A 25,306-nucleotide genomic window follows, 5' to 3' on the forward strand; every position below is an offset into this window, starting at 1 on the left:
TAAGACATGTATAATATTACGATTGTGGGGATGGGCCCTGGCGGACAAGCTTATTTAACACTTGAAGCATTTAATCAGCTCACACAGGCAAACGATATTTTTCTCAGAACAGATCGACATCCTGTAGTAAGTTACCTAGTGAAAAATGGTATGAAATATGAATCTTTTGATGCGCTTTATGACCAGTTTGAGACGTTTGAAGAGGTGTATGCTGCTATTGCAGATGAAGTTATAAAAAAAGCAGAAACCTCAGATGTAATATATGCAGTCCCAGGAAATCCTTTTGTTGCAGAAAAATCAGTTGCTATGATTATGGAGAAAACAAATAAAGATATAAAAATCATTCACGGGGCAAGCTTTATAGATGCAATTGTCACATCGCTTCATTATGATCCTGTTAAAGGGATGGTTATCCTAGATGCGCTGACGATTGAAACTGAAATCATTAGAACCAATAAAGACCATCTTTTTATTCAGGTATATGACCAGATGACCGCTTCAATGCTTAAACTTAAGCTGATGGAGTACTGGGAAGATACGCATGAAGTTACTGTTATTCAAGGTGCAGGCATTCCAGATATGGAAGTAATTAAAAAGATGCCACTGTATGAACTCGATCGCCAAAGCGAATTATTTAATCATCTAACAAGCGTATTTGTACCAGGTGGAGAATCTATACGTCATGAATTACATGAACTTGAACAAATCATGGTTAAATTAAGAGCGGAAAATGGTTGTCCATGGGATCGAGAACAAACGCATAAAAGTTTAGGCCCTTACTTGATAGAAGAAGCATATGAAGTTAAAGAAGCTATAGACGCGGAAGATGACGATTCGCTTGTGGATGAATTAGGGGATGTTTTGCTGCAAGTTGTTTTTCATGCTACCATTGCATCAGAAAATGGTTATTTTGAAATGAGTGATATTATAAATACAATTTGTGAGAAGATGGTGCGAAGACACCCGCATGTATTCTCAGATGTAAGGGTTAATAATTCAGAAGAAGTACTTATTAACTGGCAAGAAATTAAAAATAAAGAAAAATCAAATGAAACAGTCGTAGACAGTATGATTTCAATATCGAAAAGTCTTCCTGCGCTTTTAAGGGCTCAGAAGGTGCAAAAGAGAGCATCAGATGTAGGCTTTGATTGGAATACTGCTAAAGATGCACTTGCTAAAATCGATGAAGAGGTATCAGAAGTTAAAGAGGCATTTGAAAAAGAAGATTTCGATGGCATCGCTGAGGAACTTGGTGATCTGCTTTTAATCATTACCAATGTAGCACGATTGATGAAAATTGATGCTGAACAATGTTTAGTTGATGCAACTGAGAAATTTATAAAACGATTCAGTTATATAGAGGAAGAATTGTTAAAAACTGGTGCGAGACCTAGTTCCCTGTTACTAGAACGCATGGAGGCACTTTGGGTGCAATCGAAAAAATGGGATAATTTATAAAAAAAAACACGAAATTTCTTGTAAAAGTTGAAATTTCAACGTATACTAATAATAGTTAAAACAACTTAATATTTTAGGAGGTTATATCGTGAATAAAGCTGAATTAGTAGCTAGCATGGCTGAGAAATCTGGTTTAACTAAAAAAGATGCAGAATTGGCATTAAACGCTTTCATGAAAAGTGTTGAAGAAGAACTTGCTAATAGCGGTAAAGTTCAATTAGTTGGCTTCGGTACTTTCGATGTTAGAGAAAGAAAAGAAAGAACTGGTAGAAACCCAAGAAATCCTAAAGAAACAATCAATATCCCTGCTTCAAAAGCACCTGTATTTAAAGCTGGTAAAGCTTTAAAAGAAACTGTAAACGAATAAGTTATGATATGAGAGAAAGCAGCAGCTGTGCTGCTTTTTCTTGATTCTAACACCACAAAGAGGTGAAGATATGCGTATAGATAAATACTTAAAAAATGCGCGCTTAATTAAAAGAAGAACCATTGCAAAAGAAGCGTGTGACCAAGGTAGAATTTTAGTTGATGGTAAAGTAGCCAAGCCGGGAACGGAAGTTAAAATAGGGGATGAAGTTAAAATCACACTAGGCAGTAAAGCAACGACGATTCGTATTACCGCATTGGATGAACATGTAGCGAAAGATGCTGCTAAGGATCTATATGAGGTAGTTTCGTAAAGCGAGTAGAGGTGCCCCATGAAAAAGAAAAAAGGCAAATTTTTCAAAAGAAATCGATTGACGTTATTTCTGATTATATTAGCTTTTGGTTATTATGGATTTATAATGATGAAAGCAGATCAAAAGTTAGAGGAATACCAAGGTGTCCAGCAAGAGTTGAGAGCAGAAATCGGCGATTTAGAACATGAAATTGATAAATTAGTTGATGAATATGCTTATTCACAAACACCAGAAGCAGTTGAGAAAATTGCGAGAGAAAAATTGAAAATGGTTAAACCTAACGAAATTATCTATTTAATTAAAGAACTAGAAGAGTCGGAAGGAAACTAATATGAAATTATCTTGTATCGATATTGGAACAAATTCTATAAGACTTATGATTGCTGATTTTGATGGCAGCAAATTTAGTAATGTGCATAAAGAGCTAGAGATGACGAGAATCGGATATGGCGTTAACGAAACAAAGCTATTAGATGTTAATCGAATGAAATTATCTGCAGAGGTAGTTGAGACCTATTATAAAAAATCAATTATAGCAGGTGCTGAGCATGTTTTTATGATGGCAACTAGCGCTGTAAGAGACGCTGTGAATGCAGATGTTTTTATTGAGATGGTAATGGCTAAAACTGGTCAACTAATTGATGTTATATCAGGAGAACTTGAAGCTGAAGTCGGATTTCTAGGGGTTTTACTTGGAAATGACAGACCGGAAGATAAACTCTTGATCATAGATATTGGCGGAGGATCAACTGAACTTATAGTAGGTGATCTGGATGGCATCCAATTTTCAAAAAGTATAAATATTGGTGCAGTTAGACTTACTGGTGCATACGTTTATAATGATCCAGTTAAACCTGAAGAAGTTGTTGTGATGAAGTCAGTTATTACAGAACATATAGAGGCCGTGGTTTCAGAAATTAGTGCTTTTAAAATTGATAGTGCAATTGGGATTGGTGGAACTGCAACAACTATTGCTACTATGGTTCATAGTGTTGAGCATTATTCGAGAGAAAGCGTACACCAGTTAAAAGTAGATCAAGAGGAATTGGCACAAATTACAACGCAACTTTTAGAATTAAATGTTGAAGATAAAAAGAAGATTATTGGATTAGAAGCGAAGCGTGCGGATATTATTTTAGCGGGTAGTTTGATATTAGAAGAACTCTTATTAAAGTTAAAGATACAAGCTTATTCTGTAAGCGATTACGACAATCTAGAGGGGTATACAGCATACCAATATAAACGTTTGTAATCTTTTAAAAGTTTTTCTTTAAAAATATTGACATAAGAATAATAATCATGTAAAATCAATCTTGTCGCATCATTATATGGTCCAGTAGTTCAGTTGGTTAGAACGCTAGCCTGTCACGCTAGAGGTCGACGGTTCGAGTCCGTTCTGGATCGCCATTAACTAAATTTTGTGTTACAAAATTTAGACCGACATGAGCAACTTTAGTTGCAGGAGGTTTTAGACCGACATGAGCAACATTAGTTGCAGGAGGTTTTAGACCGACATGAGCAACAATAGTTGCTATGAGGTTGTAACATGTGCCGGTGTAGCTCAATTGGTAGAGCAACTGACTTGTAATCAGTAGGTCGCGGGTTCGAGTCCCATCACCGGCTCCATTAAACAGCATTTTAGTGCTGTTTTTTTTATTTTTTTGATAAATTAGAAGAATAGGTTGAGGTATGCATCGTATTTGTTTAAAATAGTAAATATACACATAAAATGAAGCGAAAGTTGAAGATTTTATGTGTTTTCAGATTAACTTTAATAAAAAATTTACATTATTGCCTTAGTTACGCTATGATTAGTGCTTATGATAGAGTGAAACGGTAATAAAATGGAGGTACTTCATGCTTAGCAAAGAAATTTTGAAGGATGTTTTATCTGCAGCAATGTCAACAGGTGGTGATTTTGCTGAGGTATTTGTCGAAGATCGATTTAACAATTCGATAGAAATGGTTCAAGGTAAAGTTGAAAAGTCCCTCTCTGGAAGAGATTTCGGTATTGGTATAAGAATTTTTAGTGGCTTTAATAGTGTATATACCTATACCTGTGAGAAAAATAGAGATCACTTAATTGCGGTTGCAAAAAAAGCAGCGACAGCGTTAAGTGGCGTTCCTAAAAATGCAGCGATAGACTTTACGGTATCACCAAGACGAAATTTACATCCTATAATTAAGATGCCGGGTGGCATAACAAAAGATCAGAAAGTTAAACTAATGCGTCGAGGTTACGAAGCTGCAAAAACATATGATGCATTAATTGATCAAGTAGTTGTAAATTATCTAGATTATACTCAAAATGTTCTTATCGCAAATACAGAAGGCAAATTTGTGGAAGATCAGAGAACAAGAACGAGATATACTGTGAGTTCTGTTGCTAAACGTGCTGAAAAATTGCAAAGTGGCAACATGGGTAAAGGTGCTGGAAAAGGATTCGAACTTTATGACGAAATTGATGTCGATTGGATAGGGAGAGAATCTTCAAGAATCGCAGTAACAATGTTAGATGCAAAAGCATCTCCAAGTGGTAAATTTCCAGTAGTACTTGATAATAAGTTCGGCGGTGTAATTTTCCATGAAGCATGTGGTCATGGTCTTGAAGCTACCTCAGTTGCAAAAGGCAATAGTGTATTTGCAGGCAAACTAGGAGAGAAAATTGCTTCTGATGTTGTAAGTGCTGTGGATGATGGTACTGTATTAAACGAATGGGGTTCTTCGGATGTAGATGACGAAGGCACTCCAACGCAAAGAAATATTCTTATTGAAAACGGCATATTAAAAGGTTATATGATTGATAAGTTAAATGCTAGAAGGATGAAGATGGATATAACAGGCTCTTCACGTCGCCAATCTTATAAATTTGCTCCAACTTCTCGTATGACGAACACGTATATATTAAATGGTACTTCAAAATTTGATGATATGATTGCTTCAATTGAGTATGGCGTTTATGCTAAGTATCTTGGTGGTGGTTCAGTTAATACAGCTACAGGTGAGTTCAATTTTGCGGTTCAAGAGGGCTACCTCGTTGAAAACGGTAAAATTACTGAACCAATTAAAGGAGCAACACTTATAGGAACAGGACTTGAAATACTTAAGAAAATTGAGATGGTGAGCGATAACTTTGACTCAGGCGAAGGTATGTGCGGTTCGGTAAGTGGTTCAATACCGGCTGGTCTTGGACAACCTGCACTTAAAGTATCAGAAATAACTGTTGGTGGAAGGGAGGAAGCGTGATGAATGAGCAATTTATTGAAGCGCTCTTCGCAAAAGGTTCAACAAAAGGATTTGATGCGCAAGAAATATATTATGTAAATAACAAAAATACTGAAATTTCGGTATATCAAGGTCAAATTGACAAATTTAACGTTTCTGAAGATGGTGGGTTAAGCTATCGAGGGATGGTTGATGGCAAGTTAGGCTATTCGTATACTGAGATTATGGATGAGTCGTCAATTGAGATGTTGGTAAACGAAGCATATGCAAATGCTAAAGTAATTGAAATAGAGGATGAGGTTTTTTTACACGATGGATCAGGCGAATATGCTGAAGTAGATAATTTCAACCCAGAATTGGAACGGGTTTCTATTGAAAAGAAAATACAGTTTATGCTTGATTTAGAACAGTCTATTTTAACGGATGATCCACGTGTTAAAACGATGTCTCAAAATAGTTATGATGAAGTTGAATCTATCCGAAGAATTAAAAATACCAATGGACTTGATGTCACTGATCAAGTAAATTATTGTTTGGCTTATGCAGTTGCAATTGTAGAAGAAAATGAGGACAAAAGAACAGGCTTAGGCTATGACATTTCAAATTCTTTTTCGGATTTATCAATAGAAAAAATCACAAGAGAAGCAACAGGAGAAGCACTTAAAATGCTAGGTGCGAAATCCATTAAATCTGTTAAGTGTCCAGTTGTTATTAAAAATGAAACATTTGCTCAATTGTTTAGTGCTTATATGGGTATTTTAAATGCTGAACGCGTTCAAAAGAACCTATCTAAGTTAGGGGATAAATTAGGTGAAGTCATTGCTTCATCAGAACTTACTTTATATGATGATCCTCATTTAAAAGGTGCTTTGTCATCATCTTCTTTTGATGCAGAAGGTGTAGCAACTATGAAAAAGCCTGTTATTGAAGATGGTGTTTTGAAGACGTTTTTCCATAATCTTAAAACTGCTAGTAAAGCTGGTGTTGTTTCAACTGGGAATGCGAGCAAAGGGTCATATAAAGGAACTGTGGGTATTGCACCTAGTAATCTTGTGATCAAACCAGGAGAGAAATCTTTAGAAGAAGTGGTTTCAACTATTGATACAGGTGTATATATATTGGAACTTCAAGGATTACACGCGGGAATTAACACTATTTCAGGAGATTTTTCTTTACAGTGCTATGGTTATATGATAGAAAATGGTGCGCTGACTAAACCTGTGAGTCAAATCACAGTAGCAGGTAATTTTTTTGAAATGTTAATGGATATTGAATGTTTCGCAAATGACTTTAGATTTTCAATTCTTTCTTCTGACTATACTGGAGCTGCTTCTGTTAAAATCAAACAGTTAAGTATCTCGGGTGAATAAATAGTAGAGGTATGGAGGATGTGATTTGGTGTTAATGGATAAGATGATGGCTACCATTGAAAAACACAATATGATCGAACGGGGCAATTGTATCATTGTTGGTTTTTCTGGAGGACCAGATTCGCTAGCGATGCTCCATGCACTGTCGAGGTTGCGTGATGAACTATCAATAAAAATTGTAGCGGTGCATGTTAATCACATGCTAAGAGGTAAGTTGGCTGACGCTGATGAGGAGTATGTAAAAGGTTTTTGCAAAGAATTTGATATTCCTTGTCATACTTTTCGGGTTGATGTTGAACAGTTTGCAAGCGAAAATAATATGTCTTTTGAAGAAGCCGGCAGAAAAGTAAGATATGATAAATTCAATGAAATTTTTAGTCATTACAGTGCGGACCGCATCGCCATTGCACATAATAAAAATGACGTTGTTGAAACTTTCCTCATAAATTTGATGAGAGGTGCTGGTATTGATGGACTGTCTTCTATTGATTATATGAGAGATGATATAATCATAAGGCCAATCTTAGATGTTGCTAGAGATGAAGTTGAAAAATATTGTGAAAAATATGAACTTAATCCCCGTATCGATCATACAAACAACGAAAATCATTATCTGAGAAATAAAATTAGAAACCGCGTTTTACCGATGATGAACGAAGCTTTTGAACAGTCATGTGGTGATGCAATTGATAAAACAGTTCAATTAATGAAAATTGAGAAGGATTATTGGCTCGTAAAGCAAAAAAAACTTTTTGAAGAACTGTGTACTTACAATGATGAAGTGATTAAGATCTCCACTCAAAAATTTTGTGAATTACATTTGGCAGAACAACAGCAACTTCTGCGGTATGCTATAAAAACACTATCGGGAAGTTTGTATAATATTGGTTTTGATGTGATTCAGCGTATCATCGATCTCGAGAGAGTAGGTGCGATTGCAACTATCAATGCGAATTATATGGCGAGGTTAAGTAGTACTGATCTATACCTTTTTCCGGTAAATCACATTAAAAACCCTGATTTACAAAATGATAATGCGTTTACACTTTATCAAACTGTTGTTCCAATTTCACAGATGAGTAAGATGGAGTTAAACGATTATAAAGTTGCATTGGATTTTGATAAGATCAAAGGAAAGTTATACACTAGAAATAGAAAAGCTGGTGATCGCTTCGTGCCATTGGGCATGAAAGGACATAAGAAAATAAAAGATTATTTTATTGATGAAAAAGTCCCGTTCTTAAAAAGAGAAACGATTCGTCTGGTATGTGATGAAGAAAAAATAGTATGGGTAGAGAATATGAGAATCAGTGATTTGGTCAAAATTACACCGGATACTAAAAACATCATAATTATCAGTTTTCAAGAACTTGTTGAACTTAATTAATTATGCTAAAATAATATGATGTATACTCGACGAAGGAGGATGCTATGAAGAAAGGTTTGAAAGGTGCCTCGATTTATATTATGATATTTATCGCAATTTTGGTTTTTGTAACGCTTAACGGCGTAAATACTCAAAAGACCACAGAATTGTCATATGATGAATTCATTCTTAAATTGGGAAACGATCAAATTAAAGAAGTTCAAATAGACGGCAACAAGGTATCTGGCGTATTGAGTGATGAAACAAATTTCACGACCTATGTACCAAGCATGTTGGCGCTTAAAACGGGTGAGCTAATCATAACAAAAATTGCCGATGGCAGTGTATTACCCGTAAAAGGAATTCAACCAGCTGGTACACCGTTTTTGTTGGAAATATTACCAACAATTATAATGGTGTTACTGTTAGTGGTATTTTGGTTTGTATTTATGCAAAATTCTCAAGGTGGCGGATCAAAAGTGATGTCATTTGGGAAAAGTAGAGCTAAAATTGTCAAAGACTCAAGCAAAAAGATAACTTTTGCTGATGTCGCTGGTTTAAAAGAAGAAAAAGAAGAAATGGAAGAAATCGTAGAGTTTTTGAAAGCACCTCGTAAATTCTTAGCATTAGGTGCGCGTATTCCAAAAGGTATCTTAATGGTAGGACCTCCTGGAACAGGTAAGACATATTTGTCAAAAGCTTGTGCTGGTGAAGCTGGCGTACCATTTTATACAATTTCAGGATCAGATTTCGTTGAAATGTTTGTTGGTGTTGGTGCATCTAGAGTAAGAGACTTATTTGAAGAAGCTAAAAAAAGTGCACCATGTATCGTTTTTATTGATGAGATTGATGCCGTTGGTAGACGAAGAGGTGCAGGTCTTGGCGGCGGACATGATGAACGTGAACAAACATTAAATCAGTTGTTGGTTGAAATGGATGGCTTTGGTGACAATCAAGGTGTTATCGTTATTGCTGCAACTAACAGACCTGATATTTTGGATCCAGCATTGCTTAGACCAGGTCGTTTTGATAGACAAGTTATGGTTGGAATTCCTGATATTCGTGAAAGAGAACAAATTATCAAAATTCATGCAAAGAACAAACCGGTCGCACCAGATGTAGATTATGCTAAATTGGCTCAAAGTACACCTGGTTTTACGCCTGCTGATCTTGAAAATGTTATGAATGAAGCTGCTTTATTATCCGCTAGAAAAGATGACAAAGTCATTCGTATGGAGTCAATTAAAGAGTCTATTACAAAAGTCATCGCAGGTGTTGAGAAGAAAAGTAGAATTGTAAGTCCTAAGGAAAGAAAATTAACTGCATATCATGAAGCGGGGCATGCTGTACTTGCAAAAGTAGTACCTGATTCTGATCCGGTTCATCAAGTAACAATTATCCCAAGGGGGAGAGCTGGTGGATTCACTATGCAATTACCTGAAGAAGATAGAAGTTACGCAACTAAAAAAGGTATGGAACGTGAACTTATCATACTTTTGGGTGGTCGAGTTGCTGAAAGCCTAATCTTAGGTGATATTAGCACAGGTGCTCAAAACGATTTAAGTCGTGTGACGAAAATTGCTAAGGCAATGGTTATGAAATATGCAATGAGTGAAAATCTAGGTTCTATGAGCTATGATACGGAAGATGAAGTTTTTATTGGAAGAGATTTTAATTCCATGAAAAATTATTCTGAGCATGTTGCAGCAGAAATAGACCGTGAAGTTAGAAATATTGTTGATACTGCATATGATAAGGCAAAAACATTGCTTGAAGAGCATATCGACAAACTACATGTTATTGCAGAGGCGCTTCTTAAATTTGAGACCATTAGTGGTGAAGAATTCTTATTGGCATTTAATGAGGGAATAGATAAACTCACAATAGAAGTTGAAGCAGCTAAAGGACAGATAGAAGAAGAAAGAAAAGCATTTCGTGAGCAAGAAGAACTAGAAAGAATCGCTTATGAAAAAATGAATGCAATGAAAGAAAAAGAGAACCCAGAAGCTAAAGCGGACAATCCTTTTAGTGATGCTGCAAAAAGTTAAATAGTATTAAATATAAAGATGGTGAAAACCATCTTTTTTTTATAAAAAGTTCTTTTATTTCAATACGTCGAAATGGTATGATTAACATATATTAATATTTGGAGGATTAGGATGCATACATTGAAGATTGGTGATAAATTTACTTCTGAATTAATCGTTGAAGAAAAACACACTGCAGCTGCTTTTGGTAGTGGCAATATATTGGTATTTTCTACACCAATGATGATAGGACTAATGGAAAATGCGGCTCTCAACTGTGCGCAAAGTGGATTAGAGTCAGTTTATAGTACAGTGGGGACTTTCTTAGATGTTAAACACATTGCTGCTACACCTGTGGGGCATAAGGTTACTGCCACAGCTGAGTTATTAGAGATCGATGGAAAAAAGTTGCTCTTTAAAGTTGAAGCATATGACGAAGTTGAGAAGATTGGTGATGGTACACATGGTAGATATATTATAAATGCTGAAAAGTTTTTAGAGAGAGTTAATAATAAGTCAAATAAGAAATAGGTGGGAATATGAAGCGTATAAGTGTAAATGCAATTATTCAAGCGGTCAAGGAAGCCTGTATAACCATGAATTATGAAATTGATCCTTTAATCAGCGAAGCTTTTGAAAATGCAAAAAAAGTTGAAAAATCTCCTGTTGGGATCAGCATTATTGAAGACTTGATTAAAAACGCTGAAATCGCTCAAAAGTATACAGCCCCAATCTGTCAAGATACGGGTATGATTGTTGCTTTTGTCACATTAGGACAAAATGTTTTAGTTGAAGATGGTGCTATATCTGATGCTATCAATGAAGGTGTTAGACAAGGTTATGCCGAAGGCTACTTAAGAAAATCTGTTGTTAGTGATCCTGTTTTAAGAAAGAATTCGGGTGATAATACACCTGCTGTGATCTATTTTGATGTCGTTGAGGGAGATGTGTTTGAAATTGAGCTTGCATCAAAAGGCTTTGGAAGTGAAAACATGTCAAAATCAAAGATGCTCAAACCATCAGATGGAATGAGTGGTATCATGAATTTTGTGATTGAAACAGTTAAAATGGCGGGTCCTAACCCCTGTCCTCCTATAGTTGTGGGCATTGGGATTGGTGGCACGATAGATAAAGCAGCGCAAATTGCTAAAAAGTCACTTCTTAGACCATTAGGTCAAAAAAATGAACTTCCTCATATCGCTCAGATGGAAGAAGAGCTGCTTGAAGAAATCAATCATTTAGGAATCGGACCACAAGGATTAGGCGGTATAACTACAGCTTTGGCGGTACATGCGGAGACGTATCCAACGCACATTGCTGGACTACCTGTTGTTGTTAATATAAATTGTCATGCATCACGTCATAAAAAAGTTGTTTTATAGAGGGTGAAAATGGATAAAATATTGATAAATACACCGTTAAATGATGAAAAATGTAAATCGCTTAAAGCTGGAGACCAGGTTTTGATTAGTGGTGAAATATACACCGCTAGAGACGCAGCACATTTGAAGTTAGTAAACCTTATTCGTAATAACGAAGCGCTACCAATGGATTTTAATGGACAAATCATATACTATGCTGGGCCATCGCCTGCAAGACCTGGCGCTGTAATAGGAGCCTGTGGACCGACAACAAGTTATAGGATGGACGATTTAACAGATCCCTTGCTTGAAAAGGGTTTGAAAGGTATGATTGGAAAAGGTGATAGAGAAGAGAAAGTGATCGATAGTATGAAAAAGCATACAGCTATTTATTTTGCTGCAATTGGCGGGGCAGGTGCATTGATTGCAAGTACCATTAAAAGCAATACAGTTGTTGCTTTTGAAGAGTTAGGTCCAGAAGCGTTAAGAAGGTTAGAAGTTGTTGATTTTCCTGCGATTGTAGTGATAGACTCTGAAGGGAATAATTTGTATGAGACTGAACCAGATAAATATAAAAAATAATATAACGTGTGTTGATTAGGTAAAAAGAAAAAGGGGGAATGTAGATGATTAAACAATACTACAACGCTAATGCTTCAGGAATGATTGAAAACACACTTGAACTTGATTTGAAACCTATATATGAACGTTTTGAAAAATTTTTAAAGCCTGGTGCTAAACTTTTGGATGTTGGATTTGGTTCAGGAAGAGATAGCCTTCACTTTGACGCAAAAGGTTACGAAGTAGTTTCAATTGATTTTGCACTAGAAGTATATAATCGCGGAAAGATTTTACTGAACACTGAAGTTCTATTGGTCGATGTTAAAGATATTAAGTATAAAAACGAGTTCGATGGAATTTGGGCAAGTGCAGTCTTTTTTCATTTTAATGAAGATGAAATTAGAGATGTTCTAGTACGTTGTCATGAGGCGCTTGTGGATAAAGGTGTGATGTATATATCTTTTAAATATGGCAATGAAGAACTAATAAGGCATGGACGTTTTTTTAATGATTTTAATGAAGAAAAATTTAATAGACTTATGTCACAAAATGGTGATTTTGAAATTATAGAGATTTGGCAAACGCAAGATGCTCGTCAAGATCATCTAGATCAAAATTGGCTCAATGTAATACTTAAAAAAAAATAAAGATAGTCCTCCAAAACATAGATATAGGTGTTTCTGGAGGTCTTTTTTTGTGTGAAGGGACTATATGCAAGATTTCTTGCAAATATGAAAAGTCATTAATTCGTTAAATTCTTTATAAAAAAGTAATTAAAGTATACAATTATACTTTGTCAAAAACAATGTATTTTAATGGGATTTGTGATATTCTAGTATAGGTAAAACCCGATGCGGAGAAAAATAGTGAAGGAGGATTTAGAATGTTTGATAAGAATCAGATTTCTATTCTTAAAGATGCTGTAGATAAAGAAAATGCTAAAACGCAAGAAAAATTGCAAAAAAGACCAGAAAGAAAAAAAGAGTTCACAACTGGCTCAGGTGCACCTGTAAACAGATACTATACACCTGCAGATGTATCAGAACTTGATTACATGAACGACCTTGGTTTACCAGGACAATTTCCATTTACACGTGGTGTACAGCCAACGATGTACCGTGGTCAATTCTGGACAATGAGAATGTATGCAGGATTTGCAACAGCAGAAGAGTCTAACAAGCGTTATAAGTTCCTAGTAGAACAAGGATCAGGCGGCTTATCAGTAGCATTTGACCTTCCAACACAGATCGGTTACGATTCAGACCACGCACTTTCAGAAGGTGAAGTTGGTAAAGTTGGTGTTGCAATCGATTCACTTGCAGATATGGAAATCTTATTTGATGGTATTCCACTAGATAAAGTAAGTACATCAATGACGATCAACGCACCAGCATCAGTACTACTTGCAATGTATATTGCAGTAGCTGAAAAACAAGGCGTTTCATCAGAAAAATTAAGAGGTACCATTCAAAATGATATCTTAAAAGAGTATATCGCAAGAGGTACTTATATATTCCCAACAGAGCCATCAATGAGACTGATCACAGATATCTTTGCGTTCTGTTCAAAAGATGTACCACTTTGGAATACAATCTCAATTTCTGGATACCATATCAGAGAAGCAGGCTCAACAGCAGCACAAGAAGTAGGTTTTACACTTGCAGATGGTATTGCATATGTAGAAGCAGCAGTAAAAGCTGGCTTAAACGTAGATGATTTCGCACCGAGATTATCATTCTTCTTCAACGCACACAACGATTTACTTGAAGAAGTAGCAAAATACAGAGCAGCAAGAAGACTTTGGGCTAGAATTATGAAAGAAAGATTTGGCGCTACGAGTGCAAAATCTATGCAACTTAAGTTCCATACACAAACAGGTGGTTCAACACTTACAGCACAACAACCAGAAAACAACATCGTAAGAGTTGCGATTCAAACACTTGCAGCAGTACTAGGTGGCACACAAAGCTTACACACAAACTCTAAAGATGAGGCACTTGCACTTCCAACAGAAGATTCAGTAAGAGTAGCACTTAGAACACAACAAATCGTAGCACATGAAAGTGGTGTAACAGAAGTAGTAGATCCACTTGCAGGTTCATATTATATAGAAGCAAAAACAAAAGAAATCGAAGATGCAGCAATGGCATACATCAAGAAAATTGATGATATCGGTGGCGCAACAAAAGCAATTGATATGGGCTATATCCAATCAGAAATCATGGATGCATCATATGACTATCAAAAGAAAGTCGAAGCTGGTGAGATTATCGTAGTAGGTATGAACAAATACCAAATCGAAGAAGAAGCACCAAAAGGACTATTAAGAGTCGATCCTTCAGTAGGCGAGATGCAAAAACAAAAATTGGTTGAACTTCGCGCAAAACGTGATAACACAAAAGTAAACGAAACGTTAATGGCGCTTAAAACAGCATGTGAGGGAACAGATAATGTAATGCCTTACATCTTGGAAGCAGTTAAAGCGTATGCGACACTTGGAGAAGTATGTGGCGTAATGAGAGAAGTGTTTGGTGAATACCAACAATCAGTTAACCTATAAAACCAAGTGGTTAGAAGGAGGATTAAGATGGAAAGACCAATTAGAGTATTAGTTGCAAAGCCAGGCTTAGATGGCCACGATAGAGGTGCTAAGGTTATCGCTAGAGCACTTAGAGATGCGGGTATGGAAGTTATCTACACAGGCTTAAGACAAACACCAGAACAAATTGTAAGTGCAGCGATTCAAGAAGATGTTGACTGTGTAGCGATGAGTATTTTATCAGGTGCACACAACACGCTACTTCCCAAAGTAGCAGCAATGCTTAAAGCAGAAGGTGCAGAAGATATCCTTGTAATTGGCGGGGGCGTAATTCCGCAAGAAGACATCCCAAGCTTAAAAGAACAAGGCATCAAAGAAATTTTCACACCAGGTACACCAACTCAAGTAACTATAGACTACATTAAATCAAATGTAGCAAACTAAAATAAAGCACGTAAATCAAATGGCGAATTTGCCATATAAAAGGAGATGTTTATATGGATATAGAAAAAAGAATTCTAAATCATGATAAACGTGCAGCAGCCAGACTTATTTCAATGGTAGAAAATAAAGATCCTGAGGGACTAAGAATCCTTCAGAATCTTTATTCACATAGCGGTAACGCTTATGTAATCGGCATTACAGGACCCCCTGGTGCCGGAAAAAGTACCTTAACTGATAAGCTCACAAAGTTGTTGCGTAAACAAGACAAACAAGTTGCAGTTATTGCAGTAGACCCTACCTCGCCTTTTACAGGTGGCGCCATCTTAGGCGATAGAGTTCGTATGAATGATTTAAGTGTTGATCCAGGTGTTTTTATAAGAAGTATGGGTGCACGAGGTCATTTAGGAGGAATATCGGAAGGAACTGCAGCAGCGGTAAAGATACTTGATATCTATGGCGCTGATTTCATATTTGTTGAGACGGTAGGTGTAGGCCAATCAGAGATAGATATTGTAAAAAATTGTGATACAACTTTGATGGTAATGGTACCAGGACTTGGAGATGATATTCAAGCAATTAAAGCTGGTGTTATGGAAATTGGGGATGTTTTCGCGGTTAACAAAGCTGATCGTGATGGTGCTAAAAGAACAGCAAGAGAGATTGATATGATGCTTGATTTCAACAAAGAGTTGGAATGGCGTCCGCCTGTGGATTTAGTTGTAGCGTATGAAAATAAAGGTGTTGACGTACTTTTGAATTCAATTATGGATCATAGAGAGTATTTGCTTGAATCAGGTAAATTCCATGAAAAGAGAGTTGCCAATGCCAAAAGTGAAATAGTTGAGATGATTAAAGAAAGAATTGAGAGATCGATGCTGGACAATTCGCGAAATGAAGAAAAATTAGATGCTTTATCAAAACAAATAGTTGAGAGAACTGTAGATCCGTTTTCTGTCGTTGAACAATTGTTTGAAGCATATATAGCGTCTGTTGAAGCAAAATGATTCATATAATTAAACTAAAATACAAAATTGCTTAATTATCATAAGTGGCACTAATCCATTAGTTAATTTGTTAGGTTTACAGCATTTTGTGATGCTGATAAAATTTATTTAGTATTGGAGATAAACTATGAAAGCATTAAAAGTTGATCATATTGGTATAGCTGTAAAAGATTTAAACGAGACTTTGAGTTTCTATCAAGACGTTTTAGGCCTTGAATTTCACGGTACCGAGGTTGTAGAAGACCAAAAAGTTAAAGTTGCCTTTTTACCAGTTGGTGATACTGAAATCGAACTACTTGAATCAACATCAGAAGAAGGCCCAATCGCCAAATTTATAGAAAAAAATGGTGAAGGAATCCAGCATATTGCTTTTAAAGTTGAGAATATTGAAGAAGCAATTGAACATATGATCTCTAAAGGCATGAAAATGATTGATGAAGTGCCAAGATATGGTGCTGGTGGTGCGAAAATTGCTTTTGTACATCCAAAAAGTTCAAAGAGAGTTCTCGTTGAACTAAGTGAAAGACAAGAATAGGGATTTGGAGGTTTTGAAATGTCTGTAAACAAGCTTGAAGATTTAAGACAGAAAAAAGCAAAAATCCTCGCAGGCGGAGGAAAAAGCCGTATCGAGAAGCAACATAGTAACGGAAAACTTACAGCAAGGGAAAGATTAGATCTGCTGTTCGATGAAGGAACTTTTGTTGAGTTAGACGCTTTTGTAAAGCACAGATGTACTAACTTTGGTATGGAATCTGTGGAAGCGCCAGCCGAAGGCGTCGTTACTGGCTATGGAAAAGTAGAAGGTAGATTGGTCTATGCTTACTCACAAGATTTTACAGTTGTTGGTGGTTCTCTTGGTGAGATGCACGCTGCTAAAATATGTAAAGCAATGGACAATGCACTTAAAATGGGTGCTCCGATTGTTGGATTAAACGATTCAGGTGGTGCTAGAATTCAAGAAGCAGTTGATGCACTCTCTGGATACGGTAAAATATTCTACAGAAACACATTGGCATCAGGTGTTATTCCTCAAATCACAGCTATAATGGGACCATGTGCTGGGGGCGCTGTTTACTCACCTGCACTTACAGATTTTATCTTCATGGTTGATAAAACTTCACAAATGTTTATCACAGGACCACAAGTTATTAAAACTGTAACAGGTGAAGAAGTTACTGCAGAAGCACTAGGTGGTGCGATGACGCACAACTCTGTAAGTGGAGTAGCTCAGTTCATCTCAAATAATGATCAAGCTTGTATCGAAGAAATTAGAAGATTATTAGGTTTCTTACCATCAAATAATCTTGAAACAGCTCCTGAATATTTATGTGAAGGTGATCTTAGCGCAGTTAACGATGCATTGGATTCAATTATACCTGAAAATCCAAATAAACCTTATGATATGTTTGATGTCATTAAACAGATTGTAGATAATGGCGATTATATGGAATACCAACCGTATTTTGCTAAGAACATTGTAACGTGTTTAGCGAGATTAGGTGGCAAAACTATCGGAATTATTGCTAACCAACCAAAAGTTAATGCAGGTTGTTTAGATGTAAACTCTTCTGATAAAGCAGCAAGATTTATTAGAACATGTGATTCTTTCAATATTCCACTGTTAAATATTGTTGATGTTCCTGGGTTCTTACCTGGCACTGAGCAAGAGTATGGTGGAATTATCAGACATGGTGCTAAAATGCTTTACGCATATAGTGAAGCTACTGTTCCAAAATTGTCTCTTATCGTTAGAAAAGCATATGGTGGTGCATATCTTGCTATGTGTTCTAAAGATTTAGGAGCTGATCTAGTGATTGCTTGGCCATCAGCTGAAATTGCTGTTATGGGTCCTCAAGGTGCTGCTAATATAATCTTTAGAGCTGAAATCTCTAAATCAGAAAACCCAATTGAAACAAGAGCGAGAATGATTCAAGAATATACTGATGAATTTGCGACACCATACAAAGCTGCTGAACGTGGTTTTGTTGATGATATTATCGAGCCGGCAACTACACGACCAAGATTAATTGATGCTTTTGATATGTTATCGTCTAAGCGAGAAATCAGACCAGCTAAGAAACACGGTAATATCCCATTATAAGTGAGGTGAAGTAATGCACGTACTTGAGAGTTTTAAACACGCAGATACATTTTCACAAATGCCAATGGGTGACAAAATGCTCGCAACAGGTTATGTTATTTTGCTAGGAATGGGAATTACAGTGGTAGCATTAGTACTCATCTGGATCGTTACTGTTTTGATGTCTTTCATCATAAGAAAGATGGAAAAAAGTCAAGAAATCCGTAAGGTTCCTAATGCTCCAAAACCTGCTGTGGCGTCAACTGTTGAAGCACCAGCTTTACAAGTGAAACAAGAAGATGATGAAGAACTTATTGCTGTTATTTCTGCAGCAATTGCTGCAACTTTGAATACTTCTATGCAAAATATCAAAGTTACAAATATTAGACGTATTTCTGACAATACTCCAACATGGGGAAAAGTTGGCAGAAACGATGTCATGAATGCAAGATTATAAATTTTAATTTAAGTTTAATGGAGGATCACATGAAGAAGTTTAATATAACTGTAAATGGTAAGTCATATGAAGTTGATGTAGAAGAAATCGGTGGCGCGTCAACACCGTCACCAGTAAGACGACAAGAAACTGCTGCGCCAACACCAGCTCCAGCTCCAGCCAAAGCAGCAGCTCCAGCTCCAAAAGCTGCACCGGCTCCAGTTGTAGAAGGTGGCGAAACAGTAAACTCACCAATGCCAGGTACAATTTTAGATATCAAAGTTAATGTAGGCGATACAGTTGCTGATGGTGCTGTACTTGTTATACTCGAAGCAATGAAAATGGAAAACGAAATCATGGCACCAGTTGCTGGTAAAGTATTATCTATCAACGTGACAAAAGGTGCATCAGTAAATTCTGGAGACGTTTTAGTTGTTATTGGTTAATCTGATAGCAAACTAAAAACGAAAGGAGATGCACTATGCTTCAAACTGTAAAAGATTTTTACATGTCTACGGGCTTTGCTAATATAACTGGCGGACAGATCTTGATGATCTTAGTATCGTTTTTACTGTTATATCTAGCAATAAAGCGTGGTTTTGAGCCACTACTTCTTGTCCCAATAGCATTTGGTATGTTCTTAACGAATTTACCGCTTGCTGGTTTAATGACAGAACCAATTATGGGACCAGATGGTCATGTTCAAGAAATCGGTGGTTTACTTTACTACCTTTATCAAGGCGACCATTTAGGGATATTCCCACCGCTTATATTTTTAGGTGTAGGTGCAATGACAGACTTTGGTCCACTTATTGCCAATCCTAAGTCACTATTACTTGGTGCTGCAGCACAGTTTGGTATCTTTATCACATTCTTTGGTGCAATTGCATCGGGACTATTTACACCAAATGAAGCGGCATCAATCGGTATCATCGGTGGAGCTGATGGTCCAACGGCGATCTTCTTATCATCAAAACTTGCACCACATTTATTGGGTTCTATCGCGGTAGCAGCTTACTCATATATGGCACTTGTACCAGTCATTCAACCGCCAATTATGAAAGCACTTACGACGAAAGAAGAACGTAATATCAAGATGAAACAACTTCGTCACGTCTCTAAACTTGAAAAAGTAATTTTTCCAGTATTAGCGACTTTAATCGTATCAATGATCGTTCCACCAGCAGCAGCACTTGTTGGGATGTTGATGCTAGGTAACCTTTTCAAAGAATCAGGAGCAGTTGCAAGATTAACAGATACAGCACAAAATGCACTTATGAATATTGTAACTATATTTTTAGGCGTAACAGTTGGTGCGACTGCATCAGCATCTGCTTTCCTTAATGTTAAAACACTTGCCATAATGGGCCTAGGGGTTGTTGCATTTGCTTTTGGTACAGCAGCAGGTGTAATCTTAGCAAAAATTATGAACAAGTTCTTAAAAGATCCAATCAATCCATTGATTGGTTCGGCAGGTGTATCAGCTGTACCGATGGCGGCACGTGTATCACAAGTGGTTGGCCAAAAAGAAAACCCAAGCAACTTCCTTCTCATGCATGCCATGGGACCTAACGTTGCTGGTGTAATCGGTTCTGCAGTATCTGCTGGTGTACTTTTATCATTGTTCTCTGGTTTTTAATTTAAATGCTAGTGTGCTTAATGAATCATTAAAGTTCACATTGATCAAAAAAGGTATCCTTTAGGGATGCCTTTTTTATTTGCAAAAGTGAATGATTTGACTTTTATTTTTTAATACTTTTGTGTTATGCTATAAGATGAGCAAATTACGAAATAGATGAATGGAGCTTCGTGTGAAATCAAAAATTTTAGACCTTTTACAACTTAATTCAGAAGGGTATTTATCAGGAGAGCAGATAAGTGATCAACTTGGTATTTCAAGGACAGCTGTATGGAAACATATAAAAGCTTTAAAGAATGAAGGTTATATTATTGATTCAGTGAATAATAAAGGTTATAAGTTGTTGTCTGATACTGATGAACTCAATAGTTCTTCATTAAAAGCACTTTGTAACGATTTTGATTTTATTCAGTTTATTAAGTTTCTTGATACTGTGGATTCAACCAATTCTGAGGCTAAAAGAATTGCCATGGAAGAACAGGTTTTAGAAGGTTTGATTGTCTCATCTGAGCAAACTAAAGGCAAGGGAAGACTTGGTAGACAATGGGAGTCAGAAAAAGAATCTGGATTATGGATGAGTTTGTTGTTGAGACCAAAAGTTAAACCTGAAGCAGCATCATCTATCACTTTGGTTTCAGCAGCGGCAATGGCACATGCTATAGAAGCTTGTACATCATTAAACGTCGGTATTAAGTGGCCAAATGATTTAATCGTCAATGGGAAAAAAATATGCGGCATTTTAACTGAAATGAGTGCAGAAATCAATCAATTACATTATATTGTACTTGGAATTGGCGTGAATCTTGGTCAGATGTCTTTTCCAGTCGACATTATCGATAAAGCAACTTCATTGAAAAAAGAAGGGGTAGAAGTCTCAGGAAAAAAAATATTAAGTGCTTTTTTACTGGCATTTTCTAATTTCTATTCACAGTATTTAGAAGGTGATATGAGTCAAATAATTTCCTATCATCTTGCACATTCAGTTACAGTTGGTAAAAAAGTGCAAATTATTACACCTATTGAAACTAGAAATGCTTATGTTTTAGACATAAACGCAGATGGGAGTCTACTTGTTGAAAATGAACTCGGTGAAAATGAGGTTGTTTTTTCAGGAGAAGTTTCTGTACGCGGAATTAATGGATATATTTAATAATAAAATTATTAGGAGGCAAAATGTTATTAACATTCGATGTGGGAAACTCCAATATCGTCATGGGTGTTTTTAAAGATGACCAGTTGATTACAAACTGGCGAATGGCTACTGATTACTCAAAATCAGCTGATGAAATTGGGATTTTTATTCATCAATTATTTACTCATGAGAAATTAGATGTTAATGAAGTACAAGATATTATTATCTCATCTGTTGTGCCACATGTTATGTATTCGTTACAGCATATGACACAGAAGTATTTTAACCGTGAGGCAATTATTATTGGACCTGGTATCAAGACAGGTATGAACATCAAATACGATAATCCGAGACAAGTTGGCGCGGATCGGATTGTTAATGCGGTAGCAGGGTTCAAAAAATATGGTGGACCATTAATTATTGTTGATTTTGGTACAGCAACCACTTTTTGCGCTATTAGTGAGAAATGTGAATACCTAGGTGGAGCAATTTTGCCTGGTATTAAAATCTCAGCAGACGCTTTATATGAACGTGCTGCAAAACTTACCAGAGTTGAACTTGTTAAACCAGAGCATATTATTTGCAAAAATACTTCTCAAAGTATACAAGCGGGGATCGTATATGGGTATGTTGGAAGCGTTGATTATATTGTGAAAAAAATGGTTGAAGAGCTTGGTGGCGGTGATGTGAAAGTTGTGGCAACTGGTGGTCTATCGACTCTTATAGCAACTGAATCTGAAGAAATAGAGTTTGTTGACAAGTATCTTACACTAGATGGGCTAAATATTATCTATCAAATGAATCGTCCTAAAAAAACAAATGGTAATTTAATTAGCCCTGCATAAATAATTAACACTAAGAGAATAAAAGAAAATGAGGCAAAAATGAAAATCGGCAATATTGAGTTAAAAAGTGATGTTGTTGTTGCACCAATGGCTGGAGTAACAGACTTACCATTTAGATTAATTTGTAGAAGGTTTCACAAAGGGTTAATTGTAAGTGAAATGGTAAGTGTTAGCGCACTGTATTATAAAGACAAAAAAACAGCGCAATTAATGAGAATTGAACCTGTTGAGCACCCTATGGCACTACAAGTTTTTACTGCGGATGTAGAAAAACTAGAAGTCGTTATGGATGTGCTAAATGAACAGCCCAACGAAATCTTGGATTTCAACATGGGATGTCCTGCGCCTAAAATTGTAAACAATGGAGAGGGTTCAGCACTGATGAAAACGCCTAAATTAGCAGAACAATTATTAAAGATGGCGGTACGAAAATCACTGAAACCAGTTACGGTCAAATTCAGGACAGGTTGGGATTCAAGTTCGATTAACGCAATAGAGTTTGCTAAAATGGCTGAAAATGCTGGCGTAAGTGCAATAGCAATTCATGGAAGAACAAGAGAACAGTTTTATAGTGGTACAGCTGATTGGGAAATGATCAGGAAAGTTAAGGAAGCCGTAAAAATTCCAGTTATAGGTAATGGTGATATATTTACAGTTGAAGATGCAGTTAATATGAAAAAACAGACTGGTTGTGATGGTGTCATGATTGGTCGTGGTCTACAAGGAAATCCCTGGATTTTAGAAGAAGTGGACACTTTTTTCAAAACTGGTAAGCAACCTAATAAACCTACTTTAGCGGAAAGATTAGCAGTTTCAACAGATCATTTTAATAATTTACTATTGTATAAAGGACTTCATATAGCGGTGCTTGAGATGCGAAAACATGCAGCTTGGTATTTTAAAGGATTAAATGGGGCTTCTCATTATAAAAATGAAATTAATAAGGCTATGACACCAGAGCGTGTTCTAGAGATATTAACACAGGCATTTCAATGAATTGACTTTAAAAGTGCTAGCGCATATAATAACAAAAAAAGAATCAATTAAAGCCAAAGACTTTAAAAATAAACGATGGAGGAATACGATGGAAAATTTAAATGAATTATTACAAATTCGCCGAGACAAATTAGCACACCTGAGAGAAATTGGTAAGGACCCTTTTAAAATAGAGAAGTATGAACGTACTAACTTTACAAAAGATATCCTAACAGCTTTTGAAGCTTTTGAGGGAAAACCAGTTAGAGTAGCTGGTAGAATTATGGCGAAGCGTGATATGGGTAAAGCCTCTTTTATAGATGTTTTAGACAGCGAAGGTAGAATTCAAGTTTATGTAAGAAAAGATGCAATAGGTGAAGAAGATTATGAAATTTTCAAAACATATGATATTGGCGATATAGTTGGTATTGCTGGTACTGTATTTAAAACTCAAAAAGATGAAATTTCTATCAAATCAACTGAAGTTATTCTTTTGTCAAAATCACTACAAGTTCTTCCTGAAAAATGGCATGGATTAAAAGATCAAGAGATTAGATATCGTCAAAGATATGTTGATCTAATTGTTAATCCGGAAGTAAAAGAAAAATTCCTTATGCGCTCTAAAATTATCAAAACAATGAAAAACTATTTTGATTCAGAAGGTTTCTTAGAAGTAGATACCCCTATTTTAAGTACTCTTGCTGGTGGTGCTGCTGCAAAACCATTTGTAACACATCATAATACGCTTGATATTGATATGTATATGAGAATTGCCAATGAGCTTTATCTTAAAAGACTAATCGTAGGTGGTTTTGACCGCGTTTATGAAATGGGCAAGATGTTTAGAAATGAAGGGATGTCTATTAAGCATAATCCTGAATATACAGCAGTAGAGCTATATGCAGCGTTTGAAGATTATGAGTATATGATGAAACTCACAGAAGAGGTTGTTGCTAAATGTTGTATGGAGCTTTATGGCAAGACTGTGATTGAATTCCAAGGCACTACTTTAGACTTTACGCCTCCTTGGAGAAGATTTTCTATGCATGATTTAGTTGAACAAAAAACAGGTGTTAATTTCTATGCTTTAGCTACAGATGAAGAAGCTCGTCAAGTTGGAAAAGAAAAACTGCACTTAGATGTAGAAAAACATTATACTAAGGGACACTTGGTTAATTTAGCATTTGAAGAGTTCTGTGAATCTGATTTAATTCAACCAACATTTGTTTTACATCATCCAGTTGAGGTTTCTCCTCTTGCCAAACGTAATCCTGATAATCCTGCGATAACTAATCGTTTCGAAGCGTTTGTTAATACATGGGAGATAGCAAATGCGTTTTCTGAGCTTAATGATCCGATTGATCAAAAGCAAAGATTCGAAGATCAATTAAAACAAAGAGAAGCTGGCGATGAAGAAGCTCATGTGATGGATGATGATTTTGTCAATGCACTTGAGGTAGGTTTACCGCCAACAGGTGGACTAGGGATCGGTGTGGATAGATTAATTATGTTATTGACAGATACAACATCAATTAGAGATATTATACTTTTCCCAACAATGAAGCCTATTAAGTAATACGCTCAGTATAGCAAGTAAATATTAGCGCCTTTCCTATAAGTGGAAAGGTGCTTTTTAATAGAAAAATATCAGAAAAATAAGAAAAGGTTCTATATTAAAGTGAGTATTTCATATAATACTGGGTATAAAATAGATTGTCGCTTCATAGGCGATTAAATGTTTCATCTTCTTAACAAAAAAAGTGAATTAAAGGGTTGACGATAGGGTGCCACATAGTGTATTATTATCAAGTCGCCTAACGCGAGCGGTTAACATGAAAAAAGAAATTAAAAAAAGTGTTGACAAAGCAAACGATAGCTGATAAGATATAAAAGCTGTCACATCACATAACAACTTCGGTTGAGACGTGAAACAGCCACTACTAAGTAAGATGAAATGAAGCTGTGAAAAAGGCTTGATGGATTAGGAAGTAGTAAAAAACAGGACCTTGAAAATTGAATAGCGCAAATGAAAAAAACCAAAACGTAATTCTTTTGAAGATGTCGATTTAAAGCGATTTAGATTGAAGCTCCAAAGAAAAACAATAAAACAACTTAACAGTTGTTTCCGGATAAACTTTGCAGAAAGTTTATACAAACGTAAGAG

The 25,306-nt window shown here is 36.1% G+C and carries 25 protein-coding genes and 2 tRNA genes; all 27 read left to right on the forward strand.

Translation table 11 applies throughout. From position 1 onward, the window contains the following. Positions 1–6 precede the first annotated feature (6 nt). The gene (yabN, locus tag QE109_RS15875; RefSeq protein ID WP_281095537.1) at positions 7–1,458 is read left to right on the forward strand and encodes a bifunctional methyltransferase/pyrophosphohydrolase YabN; all 1,452 of its coding nucleotides are present in this window, start codon (positions 7–9) and stop codon (positions 1,456–1,458) included. 88 nt (positions 1,459–1,546) lie between these two features. Further along, positions 1,547–1,825, forward strand: a complete 279-nt coding sequence (locus QE109_RS15880; protein ID WP_281095538.1) for an HU family DNA-binding protein — start codon at positions 1,547–1,549, stop codon at positions 1,823–1,825. 70 nt (positions 1,826–1,895) lie between these two features. Further along, complete coding sequence (locus QE109_RS15885) at positions 1,896–2,138, forward strand: RNA-binding S4 domain-containing protein (RefSeq protein ID WP_281095539.1); 243 nt, start codon at positions 1,896–1,898, stop codon at positions 2,136–2,138. A gap of 18 nt (positions 2,139–2,156) precedes the next feature. After that, positions 2,157–2,468 (forward strand): FtsB family cell division protein, encoded by a 312-nt coding sequence (locus QE109_RS15890; RefSeq protein WP_281095540.1) that lies wholly within the window; start codon positions 2,157–2,159, stop codon positions 2,466–2,468. 1 nt (position 2,469) lies between these two features. Further along, on the forward strand, positions 2,470–3,390 hold the full coding sequence (locus QE109_RS15895; RefSeq protein WP_281095541.1) for a Ppx/GppA phosphatase family protein: 921 nt from the start codon (positions 2,470–2,472) through the stop codon (positions 3,388–3,390). A 78-nt stretch (positions 3,391–3,468) separates the two neighbouring features. Next, positions 3,469–3,545: transfer RNA gene (locus tag QE109_RS15900), tRNA-Asp, on the forward strand. 143 nt (positions 3,546–3,688) lie between these two features. Continuing rightward, positions 3,689–3,764 (forward strand) — tRNA-Thr (locus QE109_RS15905). Between the two features lie 231 nt (positions 3,765–3,995). After that, positions 3,996–5,384 (forward strand): TldD/PmbA family protein, encoded by a 1,389-nt coding sequence (locus tag QE109_RS15910; protein WP_281095542.1) that lies wholly within the window; start codon positions 3,996–3,998, stop codon positions 5,382–5,384. Further along, positions 5,384–6,733 (forward strand): TldD/PmbA family protein, encoded by a 1,350-nt coding sequence (locus QE109_RS15915; RefSeq protein WP_281095543.1) that lies wholly within the window; start codon positions 5,384–5,386, stop codon positions 6,731–6,733. The genes QE109_RS15910 and QE109_RS15915 overlap by 1 nt, the downstream gene beginning before the upstream one ends. A gap of 34 nt (positions 6,734–6,767) precedes the next feature. Beyond that, complete coding sequence (gene tilS / locus QE109_RS15920) at positions 6,768–8,120, forward strand: tRNA lysidine(34) synthetase TilS (RefSeq protein ID WP_281095562.1); 1,353 nt, start codon at positions 6,768–6,770, stop codon at positions 8,118–8,120. A gap of 44 nt (positions 8,121–8,164) precedes the next feature. Further along, positions 8,165–10,147, forward strand: a complete 1,983-nt coding sequence (gene ftsH, locus QE109_RS15925) for an ATP-dependent zinc metalloprotease FtsH (protein WP_281095544.1) — start codon at positions 8,165–8,167, stop codon at positions 10,145–10,147. 111 nt (positions 10,148–10,258) lie between these two features. Next, positions 10,259–10,657 carry a thioesterase family protein gene (locus tag QE109_RS15930; RefSeq protein ID WP_281095545.1) on the forward strand — a complete coding sequence of 133 codons (399 nt, stop codon included), beginning with the start codon at positions 10,259–10,261 and terminating at the stop codon, positions 10,655–10,657. Positions 10,658–10,665: 8 nt separating this feature from the next. Then, positions 10,666–11,508 (forward strand): fumarate hydratase, encoded by an 843-nt coding sequence (locus QE109_RS15935; RefSeq protein ID WP_281095546.1) that lies wholly within the window; start codon positions 10,666–10,668, stop codon positions 11,506–11,508. 9 nt (positions 11,509–11,517) lie between these two features. After that, the gene (locus QE109_RS15940) at positions 11,518–12,069 is read left to right on the forward strand and encodes a Fe-S-containing hydro-lyase (RefSeq protein WP_281095547.1); all 552 of its coding nucleotides are present in this window, start codon (positions 11,518–11,520) and stop codon (positions 12,067–12,069) included. 44 nt (positions 12,070–12,113) lie between these two features. After that, the gene (locus QE109_RS15945) at positions 12,114–12,695 is read left to right on the forward strand and encodes a class I SAM-dependent methyltransferase (RefSeq protein WP_281095548.1); all 582 of its coding nucleotides are present in this window, start codon (positions 12,114–12,116) and stop codon (positions 12,693–12,695) included. A gap of 236 nt (positions 12,696–12,931) precedes the next feature. Beyond that, positions 12,932–14,608 carry an acyl-CoA mutase large subunit family protein gene (locus QE109_RS15950; protein WP_281095549.1) on the forward strand — a complete coding sequence of 559 codons (1,677 nt, stop codon included), beginning with the start codon at positions 12,932–12,934 and terminating at the stop codon, positions 14,606–14,608. A 27-nt stretch (positions 14,609–14,635) separates the two neighbouring features. Continuing rightward, positions 14,636–15,031 carry a cobalamin B12-binding domain-containing protein gene (locus tag QE109_RS15955; RefSeq protein ID WP_281095550.1) on the forward strand — a complete coding sequence of 132 codons (396 nt, stop codon included), beginning with the start codon at positions 14,636–14,638 and terminating at the stop codon, positions 15,029–15,031. A gap of 53 nt (positions 15,032–15,084) precedes the next feature. Then, the gene (gene meaB / locus QE109_RS15960; protein WP_281095551.1) at positions 15,085–16,035 is read left to right on the forward strand and encodes a methylmalonyl Co-A mutase-associated GTPase MeaB; all 951 of its coding nucleotides are present in this window, start codon (positions 15,085–15,087) and stop codon (positions 16,033–16,035) included. A 127-nt stretch (positions 16,036–16,162) separates the two neighbouring features. Next, positions 16,163–16,570, forward strand: coding sequence for a methylmalonyl-CoA epimerase (gene mce, locus QE109_RS15965; RefSeq protein WP_281095552.1), 408 nt, complete (start codon positions 16,163–16,165; stop codon positions 16,568–16,570). An 18-nt stretch (positions 16,571–16,588) separates the two neighbouring features. Then, entirely contained in the window at positions 16,589–18,136 is a 1,548-nt protein-coding gene (locus QE109_RS15970) for an acyl-CoA carboxylase subunit beta (protein WP_281095553.1), read from the forward strand. A 13-nt stretch (positions 18,137–18,149) separates the two neighbouring features. Further along, positions 18,150–18,572: an OadG family protein gene (locus QE109_RS15975; RefSeq protein WP_281095554.1), complete on the forward strand. Its 423-nt coding sequence runs from the start codon at positions 18,150–18,152 to the stop codon at positions 18,570–18,572. Positions 18,573–18,601: 29 nt separating this feature from the next. Beyond that, on the forward strand, positions 18,602–18,997 hold the full coding sequence (locus QE109_RS15980) for a biotin/lipoyl-containing protein (protein ID WP_281095555.1): 396 nt from the start codon (positions 18,602–18,604) through the stop codon (positions 18,995–18,997). A 35-nt stretch (positions 18,998–19,032) separates the two neighbouring features. Continuing rightward, positions 19,033–20,190 carry a sodium ion-translocating decarboxylase subunit beta gene (locus QE109_RS15985; protein ID WP_281095556.1) on the forward strand — a complete coding sequence of 386 codons (1,158 nt, stop codon included), beginning with the start codon at positions 19,033–19,035 and terminating at the stop codon, positions 20,188–20,190. A gap of 172 nt (positions 20,191–20,362) precedes the next feature. Continuing rightward, entirely contained in the window at positions 20,363–21,340 is a 978-nt protein-coding gene (locus QE109_RS15990; protein WP_281095557.1) for a biotin--[acetyl-CoA-carboxylase] ligase, read from the forward strand. 23 nt (positions 21,341–21,363) lie between these two features. Beyond that, entirely contained in the window at positions 21,364–22,167 is an 804-nt protein-coding gene (locus QE109_RS15995) for a type III pantothenate kinase (protein ID WP_281095558.1), read from the forward strand. Between the two features lie 39 nt (positions 22,168–22,206). Then, positions 22,207–23,163 carry a tRNA dihydrouridine synthase DusB gene (gene dusB, locus QE109_RS16000; protein WP_281095559.1) on the forward strand — a complete coding sequence of 319 codons (957 nt, stop codon included), beginning with the start codon at positions 22,207–22,209 and terminating at the stop codon, positions 23,161–23,163. Positions 23,164–23,251: 88 nt separating this feature from the next. Further along, the gene (lysS, locus tag QE109_RS16005; protein ID WP_281095560.1) at positions 23,252–24,718 is read left to right on the forward strand and encodes a lysine--tRNA ligase; all 1,467 of its coding nucleotides are present in this window, start codon (positions 23,252–23,254) and stop codon (positions 24,716–24,718) included. Positions 24,719–25,306: the final 588 nt, after the last annotated feature.

It is taken from the genome of Fusibacter bizertensis (assembly GCF_029914245.1).
Taxonomy (GTDB): domain Bacteria; phylum Bacillota; class Clostridia; order Peptostreptococcales; family Acidaminobacteraceae; genus Fusibacter_C; species Fusibacter_C bizertensis.

Coding starts and splice junctions, on each gene's coding strand:
- QE109_RS15950 (WP_281095549.1), top strand. CDS start 12,932: ATGTTTGATAAGAATCAGATTTCTATTCTTAAAGATGCTGTAGATAAA.
- QE109_RS15980 (WP_281095555.1), top strand. CDS start 18,602: ATGAAGAAGTTTAATATAACTGTAAATGGTAAGTCATATGAAGTTGAT.
- QE109_RS15935 (WP_281095546.1), top strand. CDS start 10,666: ATGAAGCGTATAAGTGTAAATGCAATTATTCAAGCGGTCAAGGAAGCC.
- meaB (WP_281095551.1), top strand. CDS start 15,085: ATGGATATAGAAAAAAGAATTCTAAATCATGATAAACGTGCAGCAGCC.
- QE109_RS15890 (WP_281095540.1), top strand. CDS start 2,157: ATGAAAAAGAAAAAAGGCAAATTTTTCAAAAGAAATCGATTGACGTTA.
- ftsH (WP_281095544.1), top strand. CDS start 8,165: ATGAAGAAAGGTTTGAAAGGTGCCTCGATTTATATTATGATATTTATC.
- QE109_RS15985 (WP_281095556.1), top strand. CDS start 19,033: ATGCTTCAAACTGTAAAAGATTTTTACATGTCTACGGGCTTTGCTAAT.
- QE109_RS15895 (WP_281095541.1), top strand. CDS start 2,470: ATGAAATTATCTTGTATCGATATTGGAACAAATTCTATAAGACTTATG.
- QE109_RS15995 (WP_281095558.1), top strand. CDS start 21,364: ATGTTATTAACATTCGATGTGGGAAACTCCAATATCGTCATGGGTGTT.
- QE109_RS15915 (WP_281095543.1), top strand. CDS start 5,384: ATGAATGAGCAATTTATTGAAGCGCTCTTCGCAAAAGGTTCAACAAAA.
- QE109_RS15910 (WP_281095542.1), top strand. CDS start 3,996: ATGCTTAGCAAAGAAATTTTGAAGGATGTTTTATCTGCAGCAATGTCA.
- QE109_RS15975 (WP_281095554.1), top strand. CDS start 18,150: ATGCACGTACTTGAGAGTTTTAAACACGCAGATACATTTTCACAAATG.
- QE109_RS15940 (WP_281095547.1), top strand. CDS start 11,518: ATGGATAAAATATTGATAAATACACCGTTAAATGATGAAAAATGTAAA.
- dusB (WP_281095559.1), top strand. CDS start 22,207: ATGAAAATCGGCAATATTGAGTTAAAAAGTGATGTTGTTGTTGCACCA.
- QE109_RS15970 (WP_281095553.1), top strand. CDS start 16,589: ATGTCTGTAAACAAGCTTGAAGATTTAAGACAGAAAAAAGCAAAAATC.
- QE109_RS15955 (WP_281095550.1), top strand. CDS start 14,636: ATGGAAAGACCAATTAGAGTATTAGTTGCAAAGCCAGGCTTAGATGGC.
- tilS (WP_281095562.1), top strand. CDS start 6,768: ATGGATAAGATGATGGCTACCATTGAAAAACACAATATGATCGAACGG.
- QE109_RS15945 (WP_281095548.1), top strand. CDS start 12,114: ATGATTAAACAATACTACAACGCTAATGCTTCAGGAATGATTGAAAAC.
- QE109_RS15930 (WP_281095545.1), top strand. CDS start 10,259: ATGCATACATTGAAGATTGGTGATAAATTTACTTCTGAATTAATCGTT.
- lysS (WP_281095560.1), top strand. CDS start 23,252: ATGGAAAATTTAAATGAATTATTACAAATTCGCCGAGACAAATTAGCA.
- mce (WP_281095552.1), top strand. CDS start 16,163: ATGAAAGCATTAAAAGTTGATCATATTGGTATAGCTGTAAAAGATTTA.
- yabN (WP_281095537.1), top strand. CDS start 7: ATGTATAATATTACGATTGTGGGGATGGGCCCTGGCGGACAAGCTTAT.
- QE109_RS15885 (WP_281095539.1), top strand. CDS start 1,896: ATGCGTATAGATAAATACTTAAAAAATGCGCGCTTAATTAAAAGAAGA.